This window comes from Vibrio jasicida 090810c (assembly GCF_002887615.1).
GTDB lineage: Bacteria > Pseudomonadota > Gammaproteobacteria > Enterobacterales > Vibrionaceae > Vibrio > Vibrio jasicida.
Window position 1 is genome coordinate 285,972 of sequence record NZ_CP025792.1, and the last position, 26,019, is coordinate 311,990.

Here is a 26,019-nt window from a genome sequence, read left to right on the forward strand (position 1 = left end):
GTTTGAGAGTCGATAAAGGATATATCAATGAGTTGGAGTTCGATCAGCTTTCGCAAGCGGATGCTCATTATTATGACGTTATCGGGTTTGATTGAACTTCTTATTCTTGTTGCCGCAGGCTTTACTTACCTCAAATTCGATCAAGAACAAGAGATGGGTGAGAAGGCACTGGGTGTTGCGCGTTTCTTATCGACATCCCACATCGTCATCGAGATGATCGAATCTCAAAACCCTGAGCCATACCAACAGCGATTTCGTGAAATGACCGATGCGTTAGGTGCTGCGTTTATTGTTATCGGCGATAAAGATGGCGTGCGTCTGATTCACCCTGTCGATGAACGTATTGGCAAGCCGATGAAAGGCGGTGATAACCAAAGAGCGTTGGTGGAGGGGAAGTCCTATATCTCAACGGCTCAAGGTTCTCTAGGCTATTCCGTTCGTGGTAAAGCGGCGATTTTTGACCAGCAAGGCAACATCATTGGGGTGGTTTCTGTCGGTTATCTCTTGGAGCGCCTACAAGATCGAATCGAGCCGTTTCTTGCTTTTCTAATTGTAATGGCATTGGTTGTGGTTGCAGCCAATGCCGTGGTCTCTAACTATGCGTCACGTAAATTCCAACGAGCGATAATGGGCTTTGAGCCGGAAGAGATTGGTCGCTTATACGGTGAATTGGATGTGACTATGAGCACCATTAAAGAAGGGGTGCTCAGTGTTGATGCGCAAGGTGTATTACGCTCAATCAACCGTAGCGCATGCCAAATTCTAGGTATTAACCGAGAGGCTGCGCTCAACAAACCGTTGACCGATACGCTCCGAGATAGCGATTTGTATACGGTGTTAGAAACAGGACAAGAAGATCACGACATCGAGATCTTCCTGAATCACAAACGCTTAATCGCAAACCGTTCGCCGATCTTTGTGGATGGCAAAATTGTCGGTGCCGTATCGAGCTTCCGTTTGCGTGATGAAATCAATGAACTCACCGAGCAACTTTCGCAAACCAAAGAGTACGCGGATTTGCTTCGCTCACAAACGCATGAACACAGAAACAAACTCAACACCATTAGCGGCTTGGTTCAAATGGGTGAGCTAGAAGCGGTGCAGCAGCTTATTGGACAAGAGACGGCGCATTACCAAGCGATGATTGAGTTCTTACGGGACACCATTAAAGATCCTCTTATCGCTGGCATGCTTTTAGGCAAAACAGAACGAGCACGGGAGTTGGGTTTGCTGTTGGTGGTCGAAGAAGGCAGTCGCCTAGAGCCGCTACCAGAATGGCTAAACGCCGAAGATTTGGTGACCATTCTCGGCAACCTTGTCGATAACGCATTTGACGCGACTTTGTCTGCTATTCGTGCTGAATCTGCGTTTGCGTTAGAGCGTCGCAGCATTGATGTTTCGATCAGTGATTACGGAAACGAAGTGATTTTAGAGGTGGTCGACCAAGGTTGTGGGCTACCGGAAAACATTGAGCCACAAGAGCTCTTGAAAAAGGGCATTTCAACCAAGTCTCGCCAGAATCGAGGGGTAGGATTACACCTTGTGAATCAACTGGCGACGCGTTATCACGGTTATGTTGAGATGCTACCAAATACAGAACATGGAACGAGAATTACCGTGTATTTGCCTAAGGAAGAACAAGTATGAATACGGCAACGCGAGTCATGATCATCGAGGATGATATTGCCATTGCAGAGCTTCACCATAAATATCTTAGCCAACTCTCCGGCTTGGAAGTAGTGGGCATTGCAACGACACGGATGGAAGCAGAAATGCAGCTAGAGATCCTTAAACCAGATTTGTTACTGATGGATGTTTATTTGCCAGACGGAACGGGTTTGGAGATTCTCAATACGCTGCGCTCAAACAATCAAATTTGTGACGTGATTTTAATTACCGCGGCGAGAGATGTAGATACGCTTCAACAAGCGATGCGAGGCGGGGTCGTTGATTATCTACTCAAGCCCGTTATGTTCCCTCGATTAGAGGCGGCATTGCAAAAGTACATATCTCAACGTCAACAGCTGAACGTTGCAGAAAGCTTAGATCAGAACTTGGTTGATAAGATGCTGCAATCAAATGCAAGATTAGACAATGCGCCACAACGCTTACCAAAAGGAATCGATGGCGTAACTCTAGACAAGATTCGTGCTTTGTTTGTTGGAGAAGGCATGTTTACGGCGGACGAAGCAGGCGAGCAGATCGGTGCCAGTCGCACGACGGCCAGACGTTATCTTGAATACCTCATCAGTTCGGGTGAACTGGAAGCCGACTTAAACTATGGCACAGTAGGGCGACCAGAACGCAGTTATAAAAAAGTGATTCGATAGCTCGTACTGTTTACACGCAAGAACGGCGGCACGATTTCCCGCCGCTTTCATTTTCCTAAGAATTTGCCACTCCAGATCGGGGAGGTTTCTGATAGAACACTCGAGTGTTGTTCAGTCAAAATCAAACGCAACAAAAAACGCGCGACATGACAAATGTAGCCTATTGCACATTACTTATGTAATGGATTGCAAATCTGAACAATTATTCCTCAATTTAGAGTTTTTGCTTGAATTTTGCCCAGTCAAAATGAGTTGGCTTTATTCCATTATATTCAATTGCTTATGTCGTATTGTGTAAATTATTTAAACGTTTGCACTACCAAGTGTTGATGTAAATCAAATAGTCGTAGACAATACGCCCCCGTGTCGGAAATCTCCTCCGTAGAGTGCAAGGTTGTACTCGAGAGACATAAGTGTCCTAAAAGACCGCCAGTTGTTGAATTTCAAACTATGGTTAAGGAGTTCAACCGTTGAGGTGGGTTTTAGGGCTATAGGCTTTACCTATCAACGTAATAGGTAAGACCAATTTTCTATTTTGGGGTGCCATTGATAGGGTTGGCTCAATCCTTTTAGCCGTATCCGGGCACACAATAAGTACCTCGTTTTTAAGGGAAAGATGATGGTAATACCAGAAAACAGCAGCATCGTTATTTTTGGTGCTTCAGGTGACCTTACATACCGTAAGTTAATTCCTGCTCTATACCACCTTTATGCGAACAAGCAGCTTCCAGAGAATTTTGCCATTCTAGGTGTAAGTCGTACTGAATACAGTGACGAGTCTTACCGCGAGAAGTTGAAAAAATCGCTTCAGGAAATGGAAAAGACAGAGCCAGAAACGCTTGATGCATTTATCAACCACCTGCATTACCAAGCAATCAATACTTCTGACACACAAGATTACAGCAAGTTGGTGGTTCGACTAGACCAACTCGCAGACGAATATCAATTCGAACAACGTAATACGCTTTTCTACCTTGCTACACCACCAAGCCTTTACAGCGTGATCCCTGCAAGCCTTGCAGCGCACGGTCTGAATAACGAGGATGATGGTTGGAAACGTCTGATCATTGAGAAACCTTTTGGTTACGATCTTGAATCAGCGCGTACGTTGGATAAAGAAATTCACGAGCACTTCCAAGAGCACCAAATCTACCGTATCGACCACTACCTAGGTAAAGAAACGGTTCAAAACCTTCTTGTACTTCGTTTCTCTAACGCTATGTTTGAGCCGTTGTGGAATCGTAACTTCATTGATTACGTGGAAATCACAGGCGCAGAATTCTTAGGCGTAGAAGAGCGTGGCGGTTACTACGATGGTTCAGGTGCGGTACGCGACATGTTCCAAAACCACTTGCTACAAGTATTGGCAATGGTTGGTATGGAGCCGCCTGCACAAATCAATGCTGACGCGATGCGTGATGAAGTCGTGAAAGTGCTGCAGTGTCTTAAACCACTGGATGAAGACGCACTTCGCAATGACCTTGTATTGGGTCAGTACACGGCGTCTGAAGTTCGTGGTCAACAACTTCCTGGTTACCGTGAAGAGAACGGCGTAGCAGACGATTCTCGTACTGAGACTTACATCGGCCTGAAAGCTTACATCAACAACTGGCGTTGGAATGGCGTGCCTTTCTACGTACGTACAGGTAAGCGTCTACCGACTCGCGTGACAGAGGTGGTTATCCACTTTAAACAGACACCACACCCAGTGTTTGGTCAAAACGCACCAGAGAACAAGCTGATTATTCGTATTCAGCCAGACGAAGGCATCCAAATGAGCTTTGGTCTGAAAGAGCCGGGCGCAGGCTTTAAAGCGAAGGAAGTGAAAATGAACTTCCATTACGCTGATCTGCAAGAAACTCAAATGCTAACTGCTTATGAGCGTCTACTACTTGATGCCCTAAACGGTGATGCAACGCTATTTGCTCGTAGCGATGCGGTTGAAGCGTGTTGGAAATACGTACAACCAATTCTAGATTTCAAGCAAGACCCACAAGCGCTATTCGGATACGCATGTGGTACATGGGGACCAAAAGAGGCGGACGACTTGCTACAGCGAGCGAACCGCGCATGGCGCTTCCCTTGTAAAAACCTAACAGATACGGACTACTGCGAACTATGATCAACCATAAGATCTACCAAACAGCAGAGCAGGTAGTAGAAAGCCTTGCTAACGACATGAAAGCGTTTAGCGAAATGGGCAGACCTGTTCACATCTCTCTTTCTGGCGGCAGCACACCTAAAATGCTGTTTAAGCTATTGGCAACAGAAGCTTATGCGACGTCAATTCAGTGGCAAAACCTACACTTCTGGTGGGGTGATGAGCGTTGCGTTGCTCCTGATGATGCAGAAAGCAACTACGGTGAAGCAAATACGCTACTATTTAGCCAAGTAAGCATTCCTGCTGAGAACATCCACCGCATTCGTGGTGAAGACGAGCCAGAAGTTGAAGCACAGCGCTTTGCGAAAGAGATGGCAGAAGTGATTCCAACTGAAAATGGCACTCCTGTGTTTGATTGGATCTTGCTTGGTGTTGGCGCAGACGGTCATACCGCATCGCTGTTCCCAGGTCAGACAAACTACGATGATGAGAACCTATCAGTATTGGCGTCTCATCCTGAGTCTGGTCAGATTCGTGTATCGAAAACGGCACGCGTACTAGAAGCAGCGAAGCGCATCAGTTACTTGGTACTTGGCGCTGGTAAAGCAGACATTATCGAAGAGATTAATAGCTCACCAGCACGCGTACTTCCATATCCGGCAGCGAAGATCCAAGCGAAAGCGGGTCTGACGGAATGGTATTTAGATTTAGACGCAGCGGCAAAAATCGCTTAATGCGGCCGCTGGTCGAATAAAAGACAATTGGAGAGAAACAATGAAAGGTGATATCGGTGTAATCGGCCTTGCTGTAATGGGTCAAAACCTTATCCTAAACATGAACGACCACGGCTTTAAAGTTGTGGCTCACAACCGTACTGCTGCTAAAGTAGACGAGTTCCTGGAAGGTCCAGCGAAAGGCACAAACATCATCGGTGCATACTCTCTAGAAGAACTAGTAGAGAAGCTAGAAACACCACGTAAAGTGATGCTTATGGTTCGTGCTGGTGACGTTGTTGACACGTTCATTGACAACCTAATTCCGCTTCTAGACGAAGGTGACATCATCATCGACGGTGGTAACACTAACTACCCAGATACAAACCGTCGCGTAGCACATTGCCGTGAGAAAGGCATTCACTTCATCGGTACTGGTGTATCTGGTGGTGAAGAAGGTGCACGTTTTGGTCCTTCAATCATGCCTGGCGGCGCGGCTGAAGCTTGGGAAGCGGTTAAGCCAATCTTCCAAGGTATCTCTGCAAAAACTGACGCTGGCGAGCCATGTTGTGACTGGGTTGGTAACGATGGTGCTGGTCACTTCGTTAAAATGGTACACAACGGCATCGAATACGGTGACATGCAGCTTATCACTGAAGCTTACCAGTTCATGAAAGACGGTCTTGGTATGTCTGCAGACGAGATGCAAGCAGTATTCGCTGATTGGAACAAGACTGAGCTAGACAGCTACCTTGTTGAAATCACTGCTGACATCCTTGGCTACAAAGATGAAGACGGTGAGCCTCTAGTTGAGAAGATCCTAGACACAGCAGGCCAAAAAGGTACTGGTAAATGGACTGGTATCAATGCACTAGATCTAGGTATTCCACTAACGCTTATCTCTGAGTCTGTGTTCTCTCGTTGTCTATCTGCACTGAAAGACCAACGTGTTGAAGCTGAGTCTCTATTCGGTAAGACAATCACTCCAGTTGAAGGTGACAAGCAAGAGTGGGTTGATGCACTACGTCAAGCGCTACTGGCTTCTAAGATCATCTCTTACGCTCAAGGCTTCATGCTAATGCGCGAAGCGTCTAACGAGAACGGTTGGGACCTAAACTACGGCAACGTAGCCCTAATGTGGCGTGGTGGTTGTATCATCCGTTCTGCGTTCCTAGGCAACATTCGTGATGCGTACGAAGCGAACCCAGACATCGCGTTCCTAGGTTCTGATGAGTACTTCAAAAACATCCTAAAAGGCAGCCTAGCAGCATGGCGTAAAGTAGCAGCGAAATCTCTAGAGTCTGGTATCCCAATGCCATGTACGATTTCAGCGCTATCTTTCCTAGACGGTTACACAACAGCTCGTCTACCAGCGAACCTGCTTCAAGCTCAACGTGACTACTTCGGTGCTCACACTTACGAGCGTATTGACCGTCCACGTGGTGAATTCTTCCACACTAACTGGACTGGTACAGGCGGCGACACAGCGTCTACAACGTACGACGTTTAATCCGCGGTCAGTAAGCTGATCAAAGCAAAAGGATGCCCAAGTGGCATCCTTTTTTATTACCTGCAATTCATGAGAGAGATACTACTAAAACTAACAGTTTCACAATGATTTGAAGTCAAACGCAGTTCTCACAAATGGAAAAGAACCTTTCAGCACTCTCCTTAAAATACTTCTCAACATCAGGTTTGGGAATAAGAGTATGGCAAGCGATAGATTTCAGTGTTTGAGCAAGAGAAACAAAAGTCAAAGAGATCAATGTCTAAAGTCTTTAGACATGCATGAAGTAGATATTTATGTACTAGACCAAAAGGGACTCGTCGATCTTTGGTTATTTGAAAAGAAAATGAAAGGGTTAAATGAACAGCAAATAACCGACTTAATAACGGGAATGAAGTTAGTAGAGGTTATCAGTGCAAAGGGAAGTTTAATACATGACTTATCTGCGTTTTATCTCTTAGCTGAGGACCTTAAGAAAGGTGGTTCAATACTAGGGAAGTATGAAATCACAAAGAAGGGAGCACAAAGTTATATTAGTTTTTCTGGCAACCATAAATTACGTAGTATTATCAAACAGTCAAGGTATTTATCCTCGAATGCACAGATGCTGGCTTTGGGGATAGGAAAACTTGGCTTAAAGGCTGCTGCAAAAGGTGGTGTGATCTTAACGGTTATTTATTCTGTGCCTTTCAGAACACTAGAACTTGCTCTCAAAAAAGACTACTTACTGTCTAACTGGGTTGTAAATGTTTCAACTGATATTGTAATAGCCGCTATTTCTGGAGTACTGGGCTATGTCGCTGGTGTAATGATTTCTGCTGTGACAACTACGGTATTAGTGCCAATAGGATTCGGTATCGCTGTCGCAGCAATCTTCGGATTATTTTTAGAGTATTTGGAGGGCGAATACCTAGTTAAAAAGAGACTGATCGCTCAGTTAAACAGTTTTGTTGAGGCTCAAGTAAAACATGAAAGCGAGATGAAGATTCAAAGATATAAATCAGCTCGAGCTATGAATCAGTTTCTAAGGTTTAACAATGGATGATACGCCAAGCATAAAAAAAGTTAGCCTGGTCGCTCTTGTTATCAGCTTGATTACATGTGGCATTGCTTTTACGTTGCTCAGTGATCATTTCGAATCTCTAAGCTTACAGGTTCAATTAGCTAAGCAATATCAAATAATCTACATTAATACGCGCTATGTAATCGTTATTGGCGCTAGTATCACTATTCTTGTAAGTTGTGTTTATGCCATATACAAAGCAAAGATAGGCAAAGCCGTGTCGACGGCATTAAGTCGTTCGCTTGAAGTTATGTTGTTGTCAGCAATAGCTCTAGCGTGGCCCGCTTCTCTTATAGAGCAAGAAAGATTAATTTCACTCGCGACAGGTCAAGGCTACTATGAATGCCCGTTATTTTCTTTAGCATCGAGTAAGCCGAGCATTGAGGTAATGGTCAGAGAGCCTGAGTTATGTCGAGATGAGACGATGTTGACTATGACCGAAGACGGCAACTTATATCAACTTGATGAAATAAATGCTTATCTGAAGTCTAGGAGCATTGTTCATTAGTACTCAAAGAGCGCCTAAGCGCTCTTTTCTTTTACATTGCCTTTTGGGTGATGGCCGAATTTGTCATTCAAGTAGAGAAGTGCACTGACGAAGAGAGCCACAACGGAAACCGTAAAGAGGGCATACATACTTAATACCCAAGCGAATGTGGCTGTCAGAAAGGCAATGAAGGAAAACATTCTGCTGAATGACATCACATGACCTAATTTTTTACTTTTCATAACGCCTCCCAGAGCTGAGTGGGTAGAGCCAGAGTGCTTTCACTCCGCATTTGTATTGTCTCTTTTTTGCTCAGAAGATACCCAAAAAGTAGGCTAAATATTTCTCAAAAAAGATTAAATATTGACCTAGTAGACAGTTTTTAATCGCCAATTGTTGTGAGTTTCATTGCATAATGCTTAGGACAGCATTTTTGATTCTGTTGAGCGTCAAAAATGATTTTTATCTTTGACTAAAGTAAATGCATCCCAACTGAAAACGCAGGAAACTCTTATGTTAAAGACTCAACTTAAACGTGTCGCATTGATTACCAGCCTATTGGTTTCATCATCAGTGATGGCAAGCACAGGCGCTTACAACACTGACATTCCATCAAGCATCATGACACCTGATAAGGTTGAAACCAGCATTGGTACTCTGAATTTCAAGGATGGCGTGCCAAGCCAACAAACCATGGATACGCTGTACAACAATCTCGATACCATGCGTGCGACAGAAGTGTTTATGAACGCGATTCCTATGGCCTCTATGGAAGCGTTGAGAGTCGGGCATGAGAAGATGGGGCTAACCAATTCAAATCAGGTGATGCTGTTTGATGATCTGATGGATTCAAACCCTCTATTTTTAACGGGTAACACGGATACGGTTTACGCATCGGCATTTCTTGATTTAGAACGTGATGGTCCAACGGTTGTGGAAATCCCGCCGGGCATGGGGCCAACTACAGTCAACGATGCCTTCTTCCGTTTTGTGACCGATATGGGCGTTGTAGGTCCAGATAAAGGTCAGGGCGGTAAATACCTCATCTTGCCACCAAACTATGAGGGGCCAGTACCTGAGGGTTATCATGTTTCGCAATCGACAAGTTATACCAACTGGTTTATTGCGCGTGGCTTCCTGAAAGATGGTAAGACGGATGCAGCGGTTAACTCATACCACACAGGTTTGAAGATTTACCCACTGGCGAAGAAAGGTGAACCACCGAAGATGGAATTCATCTCAGGTAGTGGTAAGTCCTTCAATACTATCCATGCGAACGACGACCATTTCTATGATGAAATCAAAACGGTGATCGACAAAGAGCTGATTGAATTCATCGACCCAGAAATGCGTGGTTTGATTGCAACTATCGGTATTCAGAAGGGCAAACCATTTGCACCGGATGCTCGCATGCAAAAGATCCTTGAAGATGGTGCCGCGATTGGTAATGCAACGGCACGTGCACTGATGTTTAACCCACGCACCGAGAATGCATATATTTGGAACGACCGTAACTGGAAGACTGCCTTCATCGGCAACGATTACCAGTGGCTAATTGAAGAAGGGAACGGTGGACGAAACCTAGATGCACGTACCTATTTCTTCTACATGGCAACGGTTAACACGCCTGCAATGGCATTGAAGATGGTTGGTAAAGGGTCTAAGTACGCGATTGTCGATAAGTCTGCGCAAGGCGAGTACTTTGATGGTGGCAAGAATTACAAACTGACGATTCCTGCCAATGTGCCTGCGAAGAACTTCTGGTCTGTGGTGGCTTACGATACGCAAACACGTTCGGAGCTCCAAACGAGCCAACCGTTCCCAAGTAAGAACGACAAACGTGATGAGATGATTGAGAACTCAGATGGCTCGATTGACTTGTACTTTGGCCCGAAAACACCAAAAGGCAAAGAAGCAAACTGGATTCAAACCGTACCTAACAAAGGTTGGTTCACCATCTTGCGAGTATATGGTCCACTAGAACCTTGGTACGACGGTACTTGGAAGCCAAGTGATATCACTGAGGTTAAATAAGATAAGAGCTTAAGTCCTAGAAGCTGAAGAAGGAAGCCGGCCTGTTTATTGGTCGGCTTTTTTGTATTCGTTGACGATGTGGCAATTGAATCTAGTGGTTTATCTAAGTGCTTGTTTAATAAATGCTTCTACTTGCGCAATGATTGGATGTTGGTAGAAGGCACGATGGTACTGAATACCTACGTCAAACATCATAGGTTTGCCTTCTAACTTCAAAGGTAATCGACGAATGCCTGCGGGCAACTCTTGGTCTTCGATGTACATACCGACAAATACATACGGGCTGACTTTGACGCAATCTAGCGCAGCACTCATGGAGGAGACAGTCAGTTTTTGTTCTAGATTCACGCCAGTCAACTTACGCATTCGCTCGTAATAAGCGCTCACATCGAGCGATCCCATTGAGACGCGCACAGTATCTAGGTTTTCCATATCGCTCAGCTCTATTTCTTGCTGTTGACTGAGTGGGTGTTGATCATTGACGTAAGCGAAAATCGGCACTGAGCTGACTTTGCGTTCTACCATCCTTTCATTGAGTTCATTTGGAAAACCACCAATACCAATCGCGACAGCACCACGTTTGGGGTTTTCTATGCTTTCAATCGACCAATCAATAAAGGCGATCTTAGGCTTTTGTTCTTCTGTTGTGAGGGCGGTGACCAAAGGAATCGTCAACATGGCAGAAAGAGGATTGATAATACTGAATAGGTATTCGTTAGCATGCTGATTCGCATTGTAGCTTTGTGCCAGTTGCGGTATCTGCTCAAGTTGTTCTAACGGCTCGCTTATGGCTTCACATAGCTGCTGGCAAAGGAGAGTGGGGGTGTAGAACCCTTTCTCTGCATTGAACAGTTCGTTATCAAATCGCTGGCGACATTCGGCGAGTTGTCGAGTAAAAGTCGCTTTGCTGATGTCGAGGGTGTGACACACTTTTGCCTGCGTTTTTTGCTGGTTGAGCAGGTAAAGAAAGCGATATAAATTTAGGTCAATGGTATTTTTCACGAAGTAAGCGCCTCAAAACATTGAGCTTTAAGTATCAACGCCTCTCATCCTCTGTTCCAATAAAATCTGAATCATTTTTTTCTTTTGTGACATAGAGTTAGCTCGTAAGGGTATGGTGTATCAATACTGATATCGAAACTAAGATTACGTAAAAGATGAAAAACAGTGTTAGGTAAGCCCTTGCTCTCCTCCTATAATTAGCTTGCATATGGAGGATGTTTAGTAGACAAACATCCTCTATTTTTTGAAACCTACAACAAGGAACCGGCATAAGTTGTTTTTGCTGGTGTTGTTTATATTTACCAAGAAGGTGATTTAACACTATTAATTGAGGTTCTTACGATGACTCTTAACAAGTACTTTGTTTTCATTCCGGCAGATATGGATCAGGAAACGCACAAGGAACAGAAAGTGAATTCTGAAACGGAAACTCAACGTCAGGCATTAGTAAAACAGGCGCAGCAAGAAGGCGGACTGTAAGGCTAGGTTTCAAAATAAGAAGAGCACCCCAAGAGGTGCTCTTTTTTTATTTCTCACACTTCATCATTTCAGCATACCAAGGCTCTTGAGCTTGCGATAAATGGTATTGCGGCTCAGACCCAACATGCGTGAGGTTTTACTGATGTTGCCTTGGTTTGCTTGGTAGGTTTTCACCAACTTATCTTCCACAGTCGTACGCATGTCTCTGGTTTTTGACGTATCCACTTGTTCGATAACGTTTGTTCGGCTTAGCTTTTTGGCAAGGTGGTTCGGTACGTGGCTAAGCTCGAGTTGCGCTTCTCCTTGTGCCATCAAGGCTGATACTTTTATTAAGCTGTCGAGCTCACGAAGATTCCCCGGCCAACCATAGCCCAACATTAATGACAGTAGGTGAGGGCAAATGCTTTGTTCAGACTCGGCGTGACGACGATGAATGTTTTCAATCAGTGCTTGTTTGTCGCTACGCTCTTGGAAACGAGGCAATTCGACGATGAGCCCGTTCAGGCGGTAATAAAGATCCTGCCGAAATGCACCTTGTTCAACCAAGAGCTCTAAGTCTTTGTGCGTTGCGGCGATGATTTGTGTATCCACTTGGATGGTTTGGTTTGAGCCGACAGGCAACACGGTTTTGTCTTGGAGCACATGCAGCAGTCGGCTTTGTGCTTCTAATGGTAAGTCTGCGATTTCATCTAAGAACAAGATGCCTTTGTGTGCTTGACGGATCTTACCTTGGTAACCTTTGTTGTTTGCTCCGGTGAATGCACCTGCGACATAACCAAACAGTTCGGATTCGACCAAGTCTTTCGGCAGCGCACCGCAGTTAACGGAAACCAAGGGGCCGTTTTTTCTTTGGCTATTTTTGTGCAGAGCTTTAACGAACTCATTTTTACCTACGCCCGTTTCGCCAAGGATCAACAAGCTAATGTCTTTATCGATTACGCGATTGGCTTGCTGCCAGCAGTGTTCGACGGTGGTGTCGCCATAATGCAGGTCATTCGAAGCAGAAATGGCACGAGATGATGTTTTACGCTCCGATAGTGGCTGAGTTTTGAAGACTAAAGATTGGTTACTGGCAGAATCGTCGAGTATGGAGGCGAGTTGCTGTCCAATAACGTTGGTTTGATCAAGTAGTTGTGATGCAACTTGGTTATGAGCCAGAATCTGACCCTCTTCATTGGCGATGATGATGCCTTGCCAACCACTATTCAGTAGACCTTGCTCACAGGCTAAATCAACTCGAATGTGTCCTTGAGGGATTTGGTTGAGCAGTTGGTTCTCCACCTGTTGAACCATGTTTTGCACTAAGACCTGTGTTGAAAAGTCATGCTTTTTTTGTTCACTGGTGATGTCCAGAACCCCAATTAAGTTCCCCAAATGATCAAAGATAGGGCTTGCCGAGCAACTGATGAAACGGTGATGTTGTATGAAGTGTTGGTCTCCAATCACAGAGACCGGTGTTGCTTCTACTAATGCGGTACCAATGGCATTCGTACCTTTGAGTTTTTCTTGCCAGCATGCACCAGAACTGAGAGCAATCTCTGTCAACTTTTCGCGGAATTTAGGTTGTCCCCAGCTCCCAATGATCACGCCTTCCGTATCGGTCAATATTAGGCGACTGTCGCTGTGCGCAAACAACTGGTTAAACAGGGGCAGAGCGAATTGTTTGACCGCATCGATCAAGAAATTGAGTTGGTGGCGTCTGTCTTCAAGAAACGCGGAAGTCACGCGAATATCGTCTGGTCGACGTCGCTGTTTTAAACCGGCTTGCTCACTTCTGTCCCATGAAGTGGAAAGCCAATTGCTGTTGGTAATGTGTTGAAGTTCCATGACTGTACCATTTTGTCACAGTGAGGGTGTGCCATTTTGGAACACTTGAACACTGGTGTTCACACCATACATCCGCTCAAACGTCACTCACTTGGTTTGTTATCGCTTGGTAATCATAGTTTTACATTTAATTAACAACAAGACGCGCGTTGTTGGCATGTGACTTGAGTAATGAAGTGAACAACACAACAGAGTTGAACACTCGGTTGTTTAAAACAAAAAACTGAACGAGAACAAAAGGAAGAGTTATGATTTATGCACAGCCAGGTAGTGAAAATGCCATCGTTAATTTCAAATCGCATTACGACAACTACATCGGTGGCGAATGGGTAAAAGCAACGGGTGGTGAATACTTCGACAATACATCGCCAATCAATGGTCAAGCGTATTGTAAGGTAGCTCGTTCCGGAGAAGCAGACATCAATCTTGCACTTGATGCTGCACATGGCGTAAGAGCGCAATGGGCGAAAACCAGTGTGACTGAGCGTTCGAACATCCTACTTAAGATTGCAGATCGCATTGAGCAACATCTTGAAGAGTTGGCTGTGGCAGAAACATGGGAAAACGGCAAACCCGTTCGTGAAACGTTAGCCGCAGACTTGCCTTTGGTTGTCGACCACTTCCGCTACTTCGCAGGTTGTATCCGCGCTCAAGAAGGCAGTGCGGCTGAATTAGATGAGCATACCGCAAGTTATCACTTCCCTGAGCCAATTGGGGTCGTGGGGCAGATCATCCCTTGGAACTTCCCAATGTTGATGGCCGCTTGGAAGTTGGCTCCTGCACTGGCTGCGGGCTGTTGTGTCGTGCTAAAACCTGCCGAGCAAACGCCAACTTCGATTCTCGTTCTCATGGAGAAAATCGGTGATCTTCTGCCTGCTGGCGTAGTGAACGTAGTCAATGGCTTTGGCTCAGAAGCAGGGCAAGCACTAGCGACCAGTAACCGAATCGCTAAGTTGGCATTTACGGGTTCAACAGAAGTCGGTAACCATATTCTGAAATGTGCCGCAGAGAACCTTATTCCATCGACGGTTGAGCTTGGTGGTAAGTCTCCGAACATCTACTTCCCAGATGTGTTTGATCATGAAGACGAATATCTAGATAAGTGTATTGAAGGCACTTTGCTTGCGTTCTTCAACCAAGGCGAGGTGTGTACCTGTCCATCACGTGTGTTAGTGCATGAGTCTGTGTACGACAAGTTTATCGCTAAAGTTGCGGAGCGCGCGCAGACAATCAAGCAGGGTAACCCACTCGATACCGATACTCAGGTTGGCGCTCAAGCCTCGCAAGAGCAGTTCGATAAGATCCTAAGTTACCTAGAAATCGGTCGTCAAGAAGGTGCGAAAGTCGTGTTTGGTGGCGATGTAGCGAAACAAGAAAACGACTTGGAGCAGGGCTACTACATTCAACCGACTTTGTTACAAGGTCATAACAAAATGCGCGTATTCCAAGAAGAGATTTTTGGCCCGGTCATCGCAGTGACCACCTTTAAAGATGAAGCGGAAGCACTAGCAATTGCCAATGACACAGAATATGGCTTGGGTGCGGGTGTGTGGACGCGAGACCAAAACCTCGCTTATCGCATGGGACGAAACATCGAAGCAGGGCGTATTTGGATTAACTGCTATCACGCATATCCTGCACACGCTGCGTTTGGTGGTTACAAGAAGTCAGGTATCGGCCGTGAAACCCATAAGATGATGCTTGATCACTACCAGAATACGAAAAACCTACTCATTAGCTACGACGTCAATCCGCTAGGCTTCTTCTAGAGTGAAGATAGAAAACACTTTAATTAGAAAGCCCTGAATCATTCAGGGCTTTGCTCATCTCTGAAAACCCAGTCATAACGACTCACTTTTTTTCCACACCATCACTGATAATTTATATATCAAGCATCAATGAATAAATGCGTTAACTGTTGGCTTTGCTTTTAGTTAATGCCTTATTAAACATCAATGGCTTGTATGTTCAACTCAGTGGTTCCTTTCGGACAGAACGATTACACAAGTCATTTGGTTCATCGGAAATGAGATAACTAAATGAAAAAAAGATCCGTATTAATACCCTTGTTTCTCTTATCAAGTGCAGCTCATGCGGCGAGCGATTATGTCGTTGGTCAATTGATTCCTGAAAAAAGCGTCGTGGTAAAAAGTGAAGTCGTCGGCGTGGTGGATTCTTATCGCTACGATAACGGGGACTCTGTGATTAAAGGGCAGGAGCTTTTATCTTTATCCTCAGAAGATTATGCATTGAGTTTGGACTTAGCCCGTAACGAGTTAGAGGTGAGTCGCGCTGAGTTGGATATTCAAGAGAAACAACTAAAACGTTATCAATCCTTGCTGACCAGCAATGGCGTCTCGGCAAGTGACGTGGACAACCAAATTCGTGTGACTAACATTGGTCGAGCTCAATTCAACGTAAGCAATACTCACTACAAAATTGCCGCACGAACATTGGATAAAGCCTCTCCAGATGCGCCTTTTGATGGAGTGATCATCAATCGCTCTGTTGAGTTAGGCCAGTTCATTTCGGTGGGCGATGCGCTCTTTACCATTGCAGATATGGAACGATTGAAAGTGCGTTTTCACCTGTTAGAAATTGATTTCAACAAGTTCAGTAAAGGCGAGAAGGTTAAGGTCGAAGTGCCTTCCGTTGAGCAAACACTAGATGGCACCATCACCTTGCTTTCTCCTGCTTTCCAAAACAGTGAACCGGGCTTCCTTGTCGAAGTGACGGTCGATAACGCCAACGGTGAGCTTAATCCGGGCATGGAATCGTACGTGTATTTCAATGATCAGGAGGCTATGTGAATTTCTTCTTAGATTTGCTCTCTCATCGAAAGTTTGCGTCTAAAATCCTGACCATTTTGATCATCAGCATTGGTGCCCTCACTGCCTACAATCTTCCCCTTGCTGAGAAGCCTCGATTTGACTTAGGAAAAGGCGATATCGTCACGGTTTATCCTGGTGCCAGTGCGAAAGACATTGAAAGCAACATCACCAGTAAAATTGAGAAAGAACTGCTGTCTATTTCAGGTTTGAAAGAGTTTACCTCTACGTCGGAAACGGGCGTCTCAAACATCAGCGTGGTGTTGGACAGCAATGTTTCTGATCCGAATGCGGTTTACCAAGACATTCGAGATGCTCTGGCAAGGGTTACGGATTTACCTGCTGGTGTGACCGAAGCACCAGCGTTGTCGATCAAAAAGTCGTACAGCTTGGATTTCATGGTGGTCGGTATCTCTGGTGATGTTGGTTATAAAGCACTGCGAGATAAAGCCAAAGACCTAGAGTTGGCTTTGCGGCGTGTTGAGGGGATTGGTGAAGTTTATACCGTCGATTTGCGTGCACCTGAGTTCTTAATTCAACTCGAACCAATTTCTTTAAGACGCTACGGCTTAACATTGGATCAAGTGGCGGCATTGATTGCAGAGCGTAATACGCTGATCAGCGGTGGTCGTCTGGAAACCTTAAAGAACAACCCTGAACTGATGACCTCTGCCGAGCTGGATAGCATTGAAGAACTGCGTGAAATGTTCATCTCATTCAGCCCGAATATTCAGCTCAAAGACGTCGCAGGTCTCATTGAGGATGGGTTTGAAAAAGGTGAGGTTTATGGCTCAATCAATGGTAATAAGAGCATTCTTTTTGACTTAAGAACCAATGAAAGTGCGGACGTTATTAGCACCTCTAACGCGGTGAAAGCTCTGATTGCAAATCAGCAAAAACTACTCGGTGACAAATACACTATCGCCATCGGTTCTGACTTGTCCGAAGACATCCAAGAGAAAGCGCGCATCGTGCAAGACAACGGCTTGGTTGGGCTTGGCTTGGTGTTGATTACGTTGGCGCTTTTCCTTGATAGACGCATTGCATTTTGGGTCGCGGTTTCTATTCCCGTATGTATCTTCGGCACGCTGGCTTTGCTGCCTCCTTTCGGCCAGATACTCGATGTGTTCACTATGTCCGCCTTAATTTTGATTGTCGGAATTATTGTCGATGATGCCGTGGTGGTGAGCGATAAAATCGTGGCACTAGTTGAAGAAGGTTATCCGGTTGATAAGGCGGTCTCGCAAGGGGTGAAAAGTGTATTCCCAGCGGTGTTGGCAAGCATTTTATCGACCATGATTGCCTTCATACCTTTGCTTTTCTTACCGGGGAACAGCGGTAAATTGGTGTATGTGATTCCGCTTACGGTCATTATTGCGTTGTGCTTTTCGTTTATCGACGCGCTGTTCTTTATTCCTGCCCATTTAAAAGGCATTTTGAGTAAGAAGAGTCAGGTAAAGAAAAAGCCATTTTTAGATTTAAGCGCACTGAATCGTTTGATTGAATTTGTCATTCGAAACAGCAAAGTAGCGCTGCCATGTATTACCGTAGTGATTCTGACTTTAGGGGCAATCTCATATAAGAGCTTGAGCTTCTTGTTCTTCCCAACAGACGGCGCGTATTTGATAGAAATCAGTGCTGAATCGAATCCAGAGTTGGATTTGGATGACGTCTGGAAAGAAACACAACAACTCGAAGCGCTGATCAAAAGCACTGAAGAGGTGAATTATTGGTATGGCGAAGTGAGCTCACCAAATAGTTATTGGGTGATTTCATTGACGCCACCAAACAGCCGAACAAGAACCGCAGAGCAGATCGTCGAAGAGTGGGAAGAGAAAGCAACGCAAATTACTGGCTTGGCTCAAATTGAGTTCGATATTGATGGTGGCGGTCCTCCGGTAGGGCGTCCTGTGGATTTGCGTGTCGTCGGCGGTACGGATGAAGGACGAGAAAAGCTAGCTAATGAGCTGACGGCGTACATTGAGTCATTGGAAGGGACTAGCCGAGTACGTCGTGATTTAAATGCTCCAGCACCACAAATTCAAGCTGAGCTGCAACATCATTGGCTCAAGTACTACGGCATCAGTGCCAACAAGGTTGGGGATATCATTAAGTTTGCGATTGACGGTCAACGCGTGACGCGGATCTTTAATGGCGAAGAAGAAGTGTACTTCCGAGTCGCGCTAGAAGAAGACGACAAATCCTTAAAAGAACTGGATAACATTCTGGTTCGTGCCAGCAATAACAAGCTGGTGCCATTAAGTGAGCTGGTTCGCTGGAAAAATGCCGATGCAGAAGCGCAAATCAAACACTTCAATGGTGAGCGAGTGATTCGTGTGTCGTCCGGTGTCGATTCGACTGTGACCGATCCAGTTGCCGTTTTTTCTGCGGTTCAAGAAGCCTTTGCCAATAAAGAATACGGCGGCGCTTCTATCATCGCGACAGGGCAGATCTTAGAAACACAAGAAGCGCAACAAGGCTTTATGATCGCGATTAGCGTGGCGTTTATTGGTATTGCGTTGCTTCTGATTCTTCTGTTTGACCGAATGCGCGAAACCTTGATTGTATTGACGGTGATTCCATTTGGCATCGCAGGCGCGCTGTTCATTCTGTTCTTACACAATCAGGTGCTGAGCTTTTTCTCTATCATCGGGATGATTGCCTTGATTGGTATTATGGTGAACAACAGCTTGGTGCTGATTTGGCACTTCAAAGAACACGAAGCGGAATGTAACGAAGCCAACTTGCTAGATTTTGTCATTCGTGGAACACAAAGCCGCGTAAGGCCAATCACCTTAACAACAATTACAACCGTTGCAGGGCTTATCCCGCTTGCGTATGGCTTGGGTGGTTACGATAACTATATGTCACCGATGGCGCTGGTGGTCGGTTGGGGCTGCGTGATCTCGATGATCGTCACACTTACCGTGATTCCATCCATTTATCTATGGACTCACAGGAAAGGGAATCAAAGTGTATCCGCAGTCAATGACAACAGCGAGGAGAGAACCTTAGCGACCGACTAAGTACGCTGGAAACACCGGACAGCCCGTAGGCAAACTCTGCGGGCTTGTTACTTTGGACTAAAGCTAAAGTCGTACGCGGTTCATAATTGCTTACCGATCAATGCCTTTTGCGACGTGGTGATAATTCTCAGGATGTGATCTCGAACGTTATCAACTTGTTAACGGTTGCTATACTTATCTGGCCATAAACAAAGGAAAAAATAAGGACGTTCAATGTTAAAGCTCAAGCAAATTGCTGTTGCGGCTTCTCTGGCTGCACTAAGTGCAAGTTTTTCAGTTTCTGCTAAAGATACGTTCGTAACCATTGGTACGGGCGGTGTAACTGGCGTGTACTACCCAACAGGTGGTGCTATTTGTCGTTTGGTGAACAAATCACGTGCCGACCATGGCATCCGTTGTTCAGTAGAAAGTACCGGTGGTTCTATCTACAACATCAATACCATTCGTGCAGGTGAGTTGGATTTAGGTATCGCTCAGTCAGACTGGCAGTACCATGCTTATAACGGTACGAGCAAGTTTGAAGATAAAGGACCTTTCAAAGAGCTTCGTGCTGTGTTCTCTGTACACCCAGAACCGTTCACCGTTGTGGCTCGTAAAGACGCTAATATCACAACGTTTGATGACCTAAAAGGCAAGCGAGTGAACATTGGTAACCCAGGCTCTGGTCAGCGCGGTACAATGGAAGTGTTGATGAAAGAGTACGGCTGGACGAATGACGATTTCAAACTGGTGTCTGAGTTAAAAGCATCAGAGCAGTCTAAAGCACTGTGTGACAACAAGATCGACGCGATGATCTACACAGTAGGTCACCCAAGTGGTGCGATTAAAGAAGCGACTACCTCATGTGACAGCAACATCGTAACGGTAGCCGGCCCACAAGTTGAGAAGTTGGTTTCTGATAACAGCTTCTACCGCATTGCAAACGTACCGGGTGGTATGTACCGTGGTTCAGAAAGCGATGTACAAACCTTTGGTGTAGGTGCGACGTTTGTTTCTTCAACGGCAGTGCCAGACGAAGTAGTTTACAACGTAGTGAAAGCGGTATTCGAAAACTTTGACGATTTCCGCCGTCTTCACCCAGCATTTGCAAACTTGAAGAAAGAAGAAATGGTGAAAGATGGTCTATCTGCGCCGCTTCACCCAGGTGCTGAGAAGTACTACAAAGAAGTGGGCTTGATTAAGTAATCTCACTCAGAGCCAATAAAAACGCCATCGTAATTTGCGATGGCGTTTTTGTTTGTGTGCTATCTGAACTTGTTGTTATTGAAGTATAAAGTAGAGGCTAATATTCAAGACCTTTAGAGGTGGGTTCTCGAACGCTATTTAGAATGCGTAAATGATCGTCATTCCGCTAAGCGTGTCGTCTCTTTTTCCTGCTCCTAATCCATCTTCTTCTGTTGCTCTTACTTCCCCTGAAATGATGAATTGTGGTGTCGCGTGGTAGCTGATGCCGAATGAGTAGACATTGCGATTGCCGTTTACCTGTAGCGTTGAGTCATCGAAATCTACGTTAGATAGGTAAATGTAAGGACGAATACCCATGGCGAAGTAGTAGTGTGCGTATACGTCATAGGCATTTGCATCAGCGTAAAGGTTGGGTTTACCTGTTGGCGCTGTACCATCAAATCCGTAACCAAACAAATCGGTTTCGTGTGCATTTTCCCCGATCGTATAGGCTGCCGATATTTGGAAGCCTTGGTTTACATACTTTGCGGCAAGAGTCGTTAGTTCTTGCGAATCACCATCATTTAAACCACCAGAGCTACCTTCCACTTTGTTGCGCATATAGGTAGTACCAAGGCTCAGGCCGGAATCAAAATCGTAACTTAGTGCGAGTGCTAGGTTGTTATCCCTAGTCAGCCCACCCATTTGATTGCTCACGTTATTGAAGCCGTATTGAACTGATAGGTTCAATGCATCAAAGCTATTACGATAAACGACAAGGTTATCACCGCGTGCCGTCGCTAAAAAACCACCGTCTTTTCCATCACTGAATAGTGGTGTTGCGTCCGGATCAAAAACAATGAGGTTGTCCATGTATCCCGCGACGTCGTAATAAGCAGAATATTGCTTACCAATTCGTAAACTACCCAACTCAGTGTGGTTGACGGATATGTAACCCAAACGACTACGGAATTTATCTCCATTTTTATTTCCAAATTCATTCGATGGTGGATTGAGAATCGTGTCCCATTCAAACTTAACGTCCGTAGACCACTTGTCATTGAGGGCTCGTGCTACACCAATGTTCAATGTACTGCGACTCGTGTTAAAGAAGTGGTCAAGAAAATGAACAGGTTGGAAGTAGTCCGTGAGAAATGCACCACCAATATCGACTTTGTTTACTTCGTCTTCATAAACAGTTACCGAATAAGCATTGTTAGAAAGTAGAACCGTAGAAGCGACAATAAGTAACTTAGTTTTCATCTTAAACTCCATTTCAAAATCTCTGTTTATTGGTTAATAAGGGTGGGTAGGAGATCCATCATCGACATGAAGTGGAAGGTGGCAGTAAGCAAACCAAACAGAAGCACCATGACGATCATTGTGTTGCCAAACGGGGTTTTAAATCCTTCTTGTCCACCTTCGAGTTGACGAGTTTTATAAACAAGTAAGGCCGGGATAAAACAAGTCCATATGGTTGCGGCAGCGCCTGCGTATCCAATTGCTAGGACAAAACCAAATGGGAATAGTAGGGATAAGATGAGTGGGGGAAGGAAGGTTACGAGACACGTTTTGGTTCGGTCTTGCCGCGTATCTGAAAACTTGAAAAAGTCAGCAAGGTAATCAAATAGCCCTAGTCCCACACCGATGAAAGAAGAAAGAATCGCAGCCATTGAAAAGGCGTTAATCGCGTTGGACACCTTATCTGAGTCAATGACGGAATCTAACGCGGCAAGTAGTGTTTCGACGTTTCCGCCTTGCTCGATTACGGGAATAAACTCAGAACGAGGTAAGTTGCCATTAATACTCACTAGCCAAAGCACGTAGAGTGTGAATGCGATGCTGGTACCGCCGAGAATCGCCAACTTGGCGTGGTACTCACATTTGTAATAAGCACGCATAGTCGCTACCGAGTGATGGTAACCGAAGGAGGTTAACGCTACGGGTAGCATCGCTAAAGCAAAAGGCGCGTAATTTGTCTCTGTACTGATATGGTCAAACAATATGTTGGTATCAACATTGATGGCCAAACCTGATACTCCAAATATAAAACTCAATATCATGAAGATAATCAGAATGACTGAAATTCTGTCTACAGCTCGTGTGGAATGCCAAACAAATAAAGAAAATATAGCGACAAATAAAACAGAGGAAACTTTACTGTTAATACCAAGGATACCTTCAATGATCAGACCTGATGATGTGATATAAGCATAAAGTAATATGCCTCCAACAAAATAAACTGCGATATTATTTAAAATATTTACTCTATTGCCAAGAACGTCTTGCGTGACAGTATTAAAAGATACTTTTAAATCATATCGCTTAAAAGATTCTAAAAGCATCCATCCTGATATTGTCATCATGATCATGGTTACTAAAATGGCAATAATACTCCAGGTTGTCCAAGCGCCGGCTCCAGCACTTGGTAATCCGAGCATTCCTGCACCTACGCAAACACTTGCAATTATACAAGCGCCGCCAAATAAGGACGGTTTCTTTTCCATGTTTATATTCCTGTAAATGAAGTGAATAAACTCAAACCAAATAACGTGTAAGAAAGGAATCTCGCGCATCTAATTATCGATGCGCGAGTGTCTTTTAGACCTCTTTTAAGCGAGCAGTAAAGTGACGTAGTACTTTTGGTTCATAAGTGAAATTCAAGCCTTTTACGTTTTGAGCGTTCTCTTTCACTTTTTGGAAAGCTTCTATGACAAAGTCCATATGGGTTTGCGTGTAAGTAGCGCGAGGAATGGTAAGACGTAACAGTTCTGCGGGACACGGATGTTGTATGCCGGTAGCGGGATCTCTGCCAAGCAACAAAGAACCGATTTCAACCGCACGGATGCCCGCTACTTTATACAGTTCGCAGGCGAGCGCATGAGCGGGGAACTGCTCTGAAGGAATGTGTGGGAGTAATTTTCCGGCGTCAACAAATGCTGCATGGCCGCCCGCTTGTTGGCAGACTACGCCAATGGCTTCTAAGCCATCCACCAAGTATTGGACTTGTCCAATGCGGTATTCCAACCACTCAGTGCGCATGCCATCATACAATCCCACGGCAAGGCGTTCCATGGCACCGCCTTCTAAGCCGCCGTAAGTAGGAAATCCTTCTTGCACGACACACAAAGTTCGGCTCTCGGTATACACATCCATCATTGAGTCATCTTTGAAACACAACAGACCTCCCATTTGTACCATTGCATCTTTTTTCGCAGACATCGCAAGGGCATCAGCGTATTTGTAAGTTTCTTTGGTGATCTCTGCGATGGTCCAGTCTTTATATTCAGGCTCACGCTGTTGTACAAAGTACGCGTTCTCGGCGTAACGTGCAGAATCCATGATGACAGGGATGTCGTAGCGTTGAGCTATCTCATAAACGGCTTTTAGGTTGGCGATAGAAACAGGCTGACCACCGGCTGAGTTACATGTAATAGTGCTGACAATGTAAGGGACGTTTTCTGCTCCCGCCTCTAATATTGCGTGTTCTAATTTCTCTAGATCAAAGTTACCTTTGAAGTCAGCAGTGACGGACGTATCGAACGCCTCTTCGGTATAAACGTTTTTGGCAACGCAGCAATTCACTTGCGTATGGCCTTGCGTTGTATCGAAGAAGTAATTGGATAGGGCCACCATTTTTGAGCGATCTAAGCCTTTTTCCTGCTCACGCTTTTTGATGAGTATTGGGATGTAAATCTGCTCTGCACCGCGGCCCTGGTGGGTCGGGATGGTCAGTTCATAGCCGAAAATGTCTTTAACCGCGTTGGCTAGGGCATAGTAACTACGACTTCCGCTATACGCCTCATCACCCATCAACATTGCAGCTTGCATTTGTTGGGTAATAGCACCAGTACCACTGTCGGTGAGTAGGTCGATAAACACATCTTCACTATCGAGCAGGAATGGGTTCATGCCTGCTTTTTGAATGGCTTGTTCTCGGTATTCACGTGTGGTGGTTTTTACTGGTTCTACGACGCGAATGCGGAATGGTTCTGGCAAATGTTTAAAGTTTTCCATAATTAAGTCTCTTATTTTATATAGACGTGCGAAGCTAGCCTTTAATATTTTTATATTTAATAAAGGAAGTGCTAAGAAAATAAATGTAATAAGGATCGACTAACCTTCTTACCGATGGTTAGTAAGATGAGACTAGAGAATAGAAAAAAGAGGTAGGACAGATAGTTTAAAGTCGTTGGTGTACCAAGCTATTGAGCTTGACCATAACTTTTCTTGGATCTGAATATACTTCATATTTAATCCTGTGAGTTATAGTGGTTAGACACATTATTATGCTTACATAACTAATATAAATTAAAAATGTAAACGTGCAATAATTGTGAGGTTGTTAATGTATATACTGGGAAAATGTTATATACGTTCACATAATAAATCCGTGATTATGCAAGGAGTTTCTATCCAGATTTTTTAACTTATAATGCTTTAGTTGGTGTTTTTTAGTATGAACAACTTTAATTTAATGAGTAGTTAAGGTTTACATAATTAACTTGTTTCTAATATTTTCTAAAGAAATAGCAATTGATTGCGTATTAAAATGTTAGCAATAGCCATGTTCTTTTTACATATATACATCGATAAAAAAGTAGATAGTGATGGCGATAGAAGAAAGGGCAACAAAGCCTTTTACGTGGCTGGGATTCAACTGGCGAGACACACGTGCTGCCAAGTAGCCGCCCACTAATGTGCCAACCATCACAACGCTGCCTTTGGTCCAATCGATTGAACCGTTAGCAACAAAAATCACGATAGCAATCAGAGAAACACAGGTCGAAACCAGCAGCTTAAGCCCGTTCATTAGGTTGATATCTTGGTGTCCTGCAACCACTAAATAACTCAACACGATGACGCCCAATCCGGCATTGAAGAACCCACCATAAGCAGAGACCCCAATCAAAAGAAGACTCAGCGCAATCACACCCAGAATGCCGGCGTGTTTGGTCTCTTTGGTCAGAGATTTAATCAACGCAGTGATGCGAGAGCCAGTTAAAAAGAGTACGGTTGCGAATAACAGTAGCCATGGAATCGCTTCAAGAAAAACAGATTCTGGCGTATTCAACAGAACGTAAGCACCGACAGCGCCACCAATCAAACTGAAAGAGATAGTGAAAGCCAGTTCTTGCTTGTTCTTCATGATTTCTTCGCGAAAGCCGATTGCACCACTGATGTAGCCTGCGCAAGAAGCATAAGTATTCGTCGCGTTCGCCATGATGGGAGGCACGCCAACCGCCATTAATGCAGGGAAGGTAATGAAGCTACCACCACCGGCGACGGAGTTCATGATCCCACCAACGACGCCTGCAGCAAACAAGAGAGCAAATTCCAGCAGCATAGAGGTCCTTTTTTGTTCTTATAATTTTTGTTTCATAACTGTTAACACTACGCAACTCACGCAAAGAAATAAAGTAGCGATTAGTCCAATAAAAAAGCCACCGCAGAGGG

At 44.8% G+C, this 26,019-nt stretch carries 20 protein-coding genes; 13 read left to right on the forward strand and 7 right to left on the reverse strand.

The window, feature by feature from the left end; all coding sequences use genetic code 11:
- Window positions 1-27 precede the first annotated feature (27 nt).
- From C1S73_RS01625 to C1S73_RS01655, 7 genes are all read left to right on the forward strand, one after another.
- Entirely contained in the window at window positions 28-1,647 is a 1,620-nt protein-coding gene (locus C1S73_RS01625; protein ID WP_038867517.1) for an ATP-binding protein, read from the forward strand.
- Window positions 1,644-2,330, forward strand: coding sequence for a response regulator (locus tag C1S73_RS01630; RefSeq protein WP_038867518.1), 687 nt, complete (start codon window positions 1,644-1,646; stop codon window positions 2,328-2,330). The genes C1S73_RS01625 and C1S73_RS01630 overlap by 4 nt, the downstream gene beginning before the upstream one ends.
- 619 nt (window positions 2,331-2,949) lie before the next feature.
- Window positions 2,950-4,452 (forward strand): glucose-6-phosphate dehydrogenase, encoded by a 1,503-nt coding sequence (gene zwf / locus C1S73_RS01635; protein ID WP_038867519.1) that lies wholly within the window; start codon window positions 2,950-2,952, stop codon window positions 4,450-4,452.
- Window positions 4,449-5,165, forward strand: coding sequence for a 6-phosphogluconolactonase (gene pgl / locus C1S73_RS01640; RefSeq protein ID WP_020197501.1), 717 nt, complete (start codon window positions 4,449-4,451; stop codon window positions 5,163-5,165). Before zwf ends, pgl begins: the two co-directional genes overlap by 4 nt.
- Window positions 5,166-5,205: 40 nt before the next feature.
- A complete protein-coding gene (gene gnd / locus C1S73_RS01645) occupies window positions 5,206-6,654 on the forward strand; it encodes a decarboxylating NADP(+)-dependent phosphogluconate dehydrogenase (RefSeq protein ID WP_038867522.1) in 1,449 nt (482 codons plus the stop codon).
- A 199-nt stretch (window positions 6,655-6,853) separates the two neighbouring features.
- Window positions 6,854-7,696: a hypothetical protein gene (locus C1S73_RS01650; RefSeq protein WP_038867524.1), complete on the forward strand. Its 843-nt coding sequence runs from the start codon at window positions 6,854-6,856 to the stop codon at window positions 7,694-7,696.
- Window positions 7,689-8,222 (forward strand): hypothetical protein, encoded by a 534-nt coding sequence (locus C1S73_RS01655; protein WP_020197503.1) that lies wholly within the window; start codon window positions 7,689-7,691, stop codon window positions 8,220-8,222. Before C1S73_RS01650 ends, C1S73_RS01655 begins: the two co-directional genes overlap by 8 nt.
- Window positions 8,223-8,236: 14 nt before the next feature.
- Here C1S73_RS01655 and C1S73_RS01660 read toward each other — a convergent pair whose 3' ends face one another.
- Window positions 8,237-8,443 (reverse strand): hypothetical protein, encoded by a 207-nt coding sequence (locus tag C1S73_RS01660; RefSeq protein WP_038867526.1) that lies wholly within the window; start codon window positions 8,441-8,443, stop codon window positions 8,237-8,239.
- 271 nt (window positions 8,444-8,714) lie between these two features.
- On the opposite strand from C1S73_RS01660, the gene C1S73_RS01665 reads away from it, so the two are divergent.
- On the forward strand, window positions 8,715-10,235 hold the full coding sequence (locus tag C1S73_RS01665; RefSeq protein WP_038867529.1) for a DUF1254 domain-containing protein: 1,521 nt from the start codon (window positions 8,715-8,717) through the stop codon (window positions 10,233-10,235).
- A 99-nt stretch (window positions 10,236-10,334) separates the two neighbouring features.
- On the opposite strand, the gene C1S73_RS01670 is transcribed toward C1S73_RS01665, so the two are convergent.
- Window positions 10,335-11,237 carry a LysR family transcriptional regulator gene (locus C1S73_RS01670; protein WP_038867531.1) on the reverse strand — a complete coding sequence of 301 codons (903 nt, stop codon included), beginning with the start codon at window positions 11,235-11,237 and terminating at the stop codon, window positions 10,335-10,337.
- A gap of 342 nt (window positions 11,238-11,579) precedes the next feature.
- Here C1S73_RS01670 and C1S73_RS27870 point away from each other — a divergent pair, with 342 nt between their 5' ends.
- The gene (locus tag C1S73_RS27870; RefSeq protein WP_009704374.1) at window positions 11,580-11,717 is read left to right on the forward strand and encodes a hypothetical protein; all 138 of its coding nucleotides are present in this window, start codon (window positions 11,580-11,582) and stop codon (window positions 11,715-11,717) included.
- A gap of 63 nt (window positions 11,718-11,780) precedes the next feature.
- Here C1S73_RS27870 and C1S73_RS01675 read toward each other — a convergent pair whose 3' ends face one another.
- Window positions 11,781-13,544, reverse strand: a complete 1,764-nt coding sequence (locus C1S73_RS01675) for a sigma-54-dependent Fis family transcriptional regulator (protein ID WP_038867533.1) — start codon at window positions 13,542-13,544, stop codon at window positions 11,781-11,783.
- Between the two features lie 248 nt (window positions 13,545-13,792).
- On the opposite strand from C1S73_RS01675, the gene exaC reads away from it, so the two are divergent.
- From exaC to C1S73_RS01695, 4 genes are all read left to right on the forward strand, one after another.
- Window positions 13,793-15,313: an acetaldehyde dehydrogenase ExaC gene (gene exaC / locus C1S73_RS01680; RefSeq protein ID WP_038867536.1), complete on the forward strand. Its 1,521-nt coding sequence runs from the start codon at window positions 13,793-13,795 to the stop codon at window positions 15,311-15,313.
- Between the two features lie 270 nt (window positions 15,314-15,583).
- The gene (locus C1S73_RS01685) at window positions 15,584-16,354 is read left to right on the forward strand and encodes an efflux RND transporter periplasmic adaptor subunit (RefSeq protein WP_038867539.1); all 771 of its coding nucleotides are present in this window, start codon (window positions 15,584-15,586) and stop codon (window positions 16,352-16,354) included.
- Complete coding sequence (locus tag C1S73_RS01690) at window positions 16,351-19,398, forward strand: efflux RND transporter permease subunit (RefSeq protein WP_038867541.1); 3,048 nt, start codon at window positions 16,351-16,353, stop codon at window positions 19,396-19,398. The genes C1S73_RS01685 and C1S73_RS01690 overlap by 4 nt, the downstream gene beginning before the upstream one ends.
- Before the next feature lie 213 nt (window positions 19,399-19,611).
- Window positions 19,612-20,583, forward strand: a complete 972-nt coding sequence (locus tag C1S73_RS01695; protein ID WP_009704380.1) for a TAXI family TRAP transporter solute-binding subunit — start codon at window positions 19,612-19,614, stop codon at window positions 20,581-20,583.
- Between the two features lie 138 nt (window positions 20,584-20,721).
- Here C1S73_RS01695 and C1S73_RS01700 read toward each other — a convergent pair whose 3' ends face one another.
- The 4 genes from C1S73_RS01700 to C1S73_RS01715 all read right to left on the reverse strand — a co-directional run bounded on the left by C1S73_RS01700 (window position 20,722) and on the right by C1S73_RS01715 (window position 25,909).
- Entirely contained in the window at window positions 20,722-21,825 is a 1,104-nt protein-coding gene (locus C1S73_RS01700) for a porin (protein WP_050566682.1), read from the reverse strand.
- Between the two features lie 26 nt (window positions 21,826-21,851).
- Window positions 21,852-23,069 (reverse strand): aromatic amino acid transporter, encoded by a 1,218-nt coding sequence (locus C1S73_RS01705; RefSeq protein ID WP_038867613.1) that lies wholly within the window; start codon window positions 23,067-23,069, stop codon window positions 21,852-21,854.
- Between the two features lie 94 nt (window positions 23,070-23,163).
- A complete protein-coding gene (gene tnaA, locus C1S73_RS01710; protein WP_038867543.1) occupies window positions 23,164-24,579 on the reverse strand; it encodes a tryptophanase in 1,416 nt (471 codons plus the stop codon).
- A gap of 559 nt (window positions 24,580-25,138) precedes the next feature.
- A complete protein-coding gene (locus C1S73_RS01715) occupies window positions 25,139-25,909 on the reverse strand; it encodes a sulfite exporter TauE/SafE family protein (protein ID WP_038867546.1) in 771 nt (256 codons plus the stop codon).
- Window positions 25,910-26,019 lie beyond the last annotated feature (110 nt).

Coding starts and splice junctions, on each gene's coding strand:
- C1S73_RS01625 (WP_038867517.1), top strand. CDS start 28: ATGAGTTGGAGTTCGATCAGCTTTCGCAAGCGGATGCTCATTATTATG.
- C1S73_RS01630 (WP_038867518.1), top strand. CDS start 1,644: ATGAATACGGCAACGCGAGTCATGATCATCGAGGATGATATTGCCATT.
- zwf (WP_038867519.1), top strand. CDS start 2,950: ATGGTAATACCAGAAAACAGCAGCATCGTTATTTTTGGTGCTTCAGGT.
- pgl (WP_020197501.1), top strand. CDS start 4,449: ATGATCAACCATAAGATCTACCAAACAGCAGAGCAGGTAGTAGAAAGC.
- gnd (WP_038867522.1), top strand. CDS start 5,206: ATGAAAGGTGATATCGGTGTAATCGGCCTTGCTGTAATGGGTCAAAAC.
- C1S73_RS01650 (WP_038867524.1), top strand. CDS start 6,854: ATGGCAAGCGATAGATTTCAGTGTTTGAGCAAGAGAAACAAAAGTCAA.
- C1S73_RS01655 (WP_020197503.1), top strand. CDS start 7,689: ATGGATGATACGCCAAGCATAAAAAAAGTTAGCCTGGTCGCTCTTGTT.
- C1S73_RS01660 (WP_038867526.1), bottom strand. CDS start 8,443: ATGAAAAGTAAAAAATTAGGTCATGTGATGTCATTCAGCAGAATGTTT.
- C1S73_RS01665 (WP_038867529.1), top strand. CDS start 8,715: ATGTTAAAGACTCAACTTAAACGTGTCGCATTGATTACCAGCCTATTG.
- C1S73_RS27870 (WP_009704374.1), top strand. CDS start 11,580: ATGACTCTTAACAAGTACTTTGTTTTCATTCCGGCAGATATGGATCAG.
- C1S73_RS01675 (WP_038867533.1), bottom strand. CDS start 13,544: ATGGAACTTCAACACATTACCAACAGCAATTGGCTTTCCACTTCATGG.
- exaC (WP_038867536.1), top strand. CDS start 13,793: ATGATTTATGCACAGCCAGGTAGTGAAAATGCCATCGTTAATTTCAAA.
- C1S73_RS01685 (WP_038867539.1), top strand. CDS start 15,584: ATGAAAAAAAGATCCGTATTAATACCCTTGTTTCTCTTATCAAGTGCA.
- C1S73_RS01695 (WP_009704380.1), top strand. CDS start 19,612: ATGTTAAAGCTCAAGCAAATTGCTGTTGCGGCTTCTCTGGCTGCACTA.
- C1S73_RS01700 (WP_050566682.1), bottom strand. CDS start 21,825: ATGAAAACTAAGTTACTTATTGTCGCTTCTACGGTTCTACTTTCTAAC.
- C1S73_RS01705 (WP_038867613.1), bottom strand. CDS start 23,069: ATGGAAAAGAAACCGTCCTTATTTGGCGGCGCTTGTATAATTGCAAGT.
- tnaA (WP_038867543.1), bottom strand. CDS start 24,579: ATGGAAAACTTTAAACATTTGCCAGAACCATTCCGCATTCGCGTCGTA.
- C1S73_RS01715 (WP_038867546.1), bottom strand. CDS start 25,909: ATGCTGCTGGAATTTGCTCTCTTGTTTGCTGCAGGCGTCGTTGGTGGG.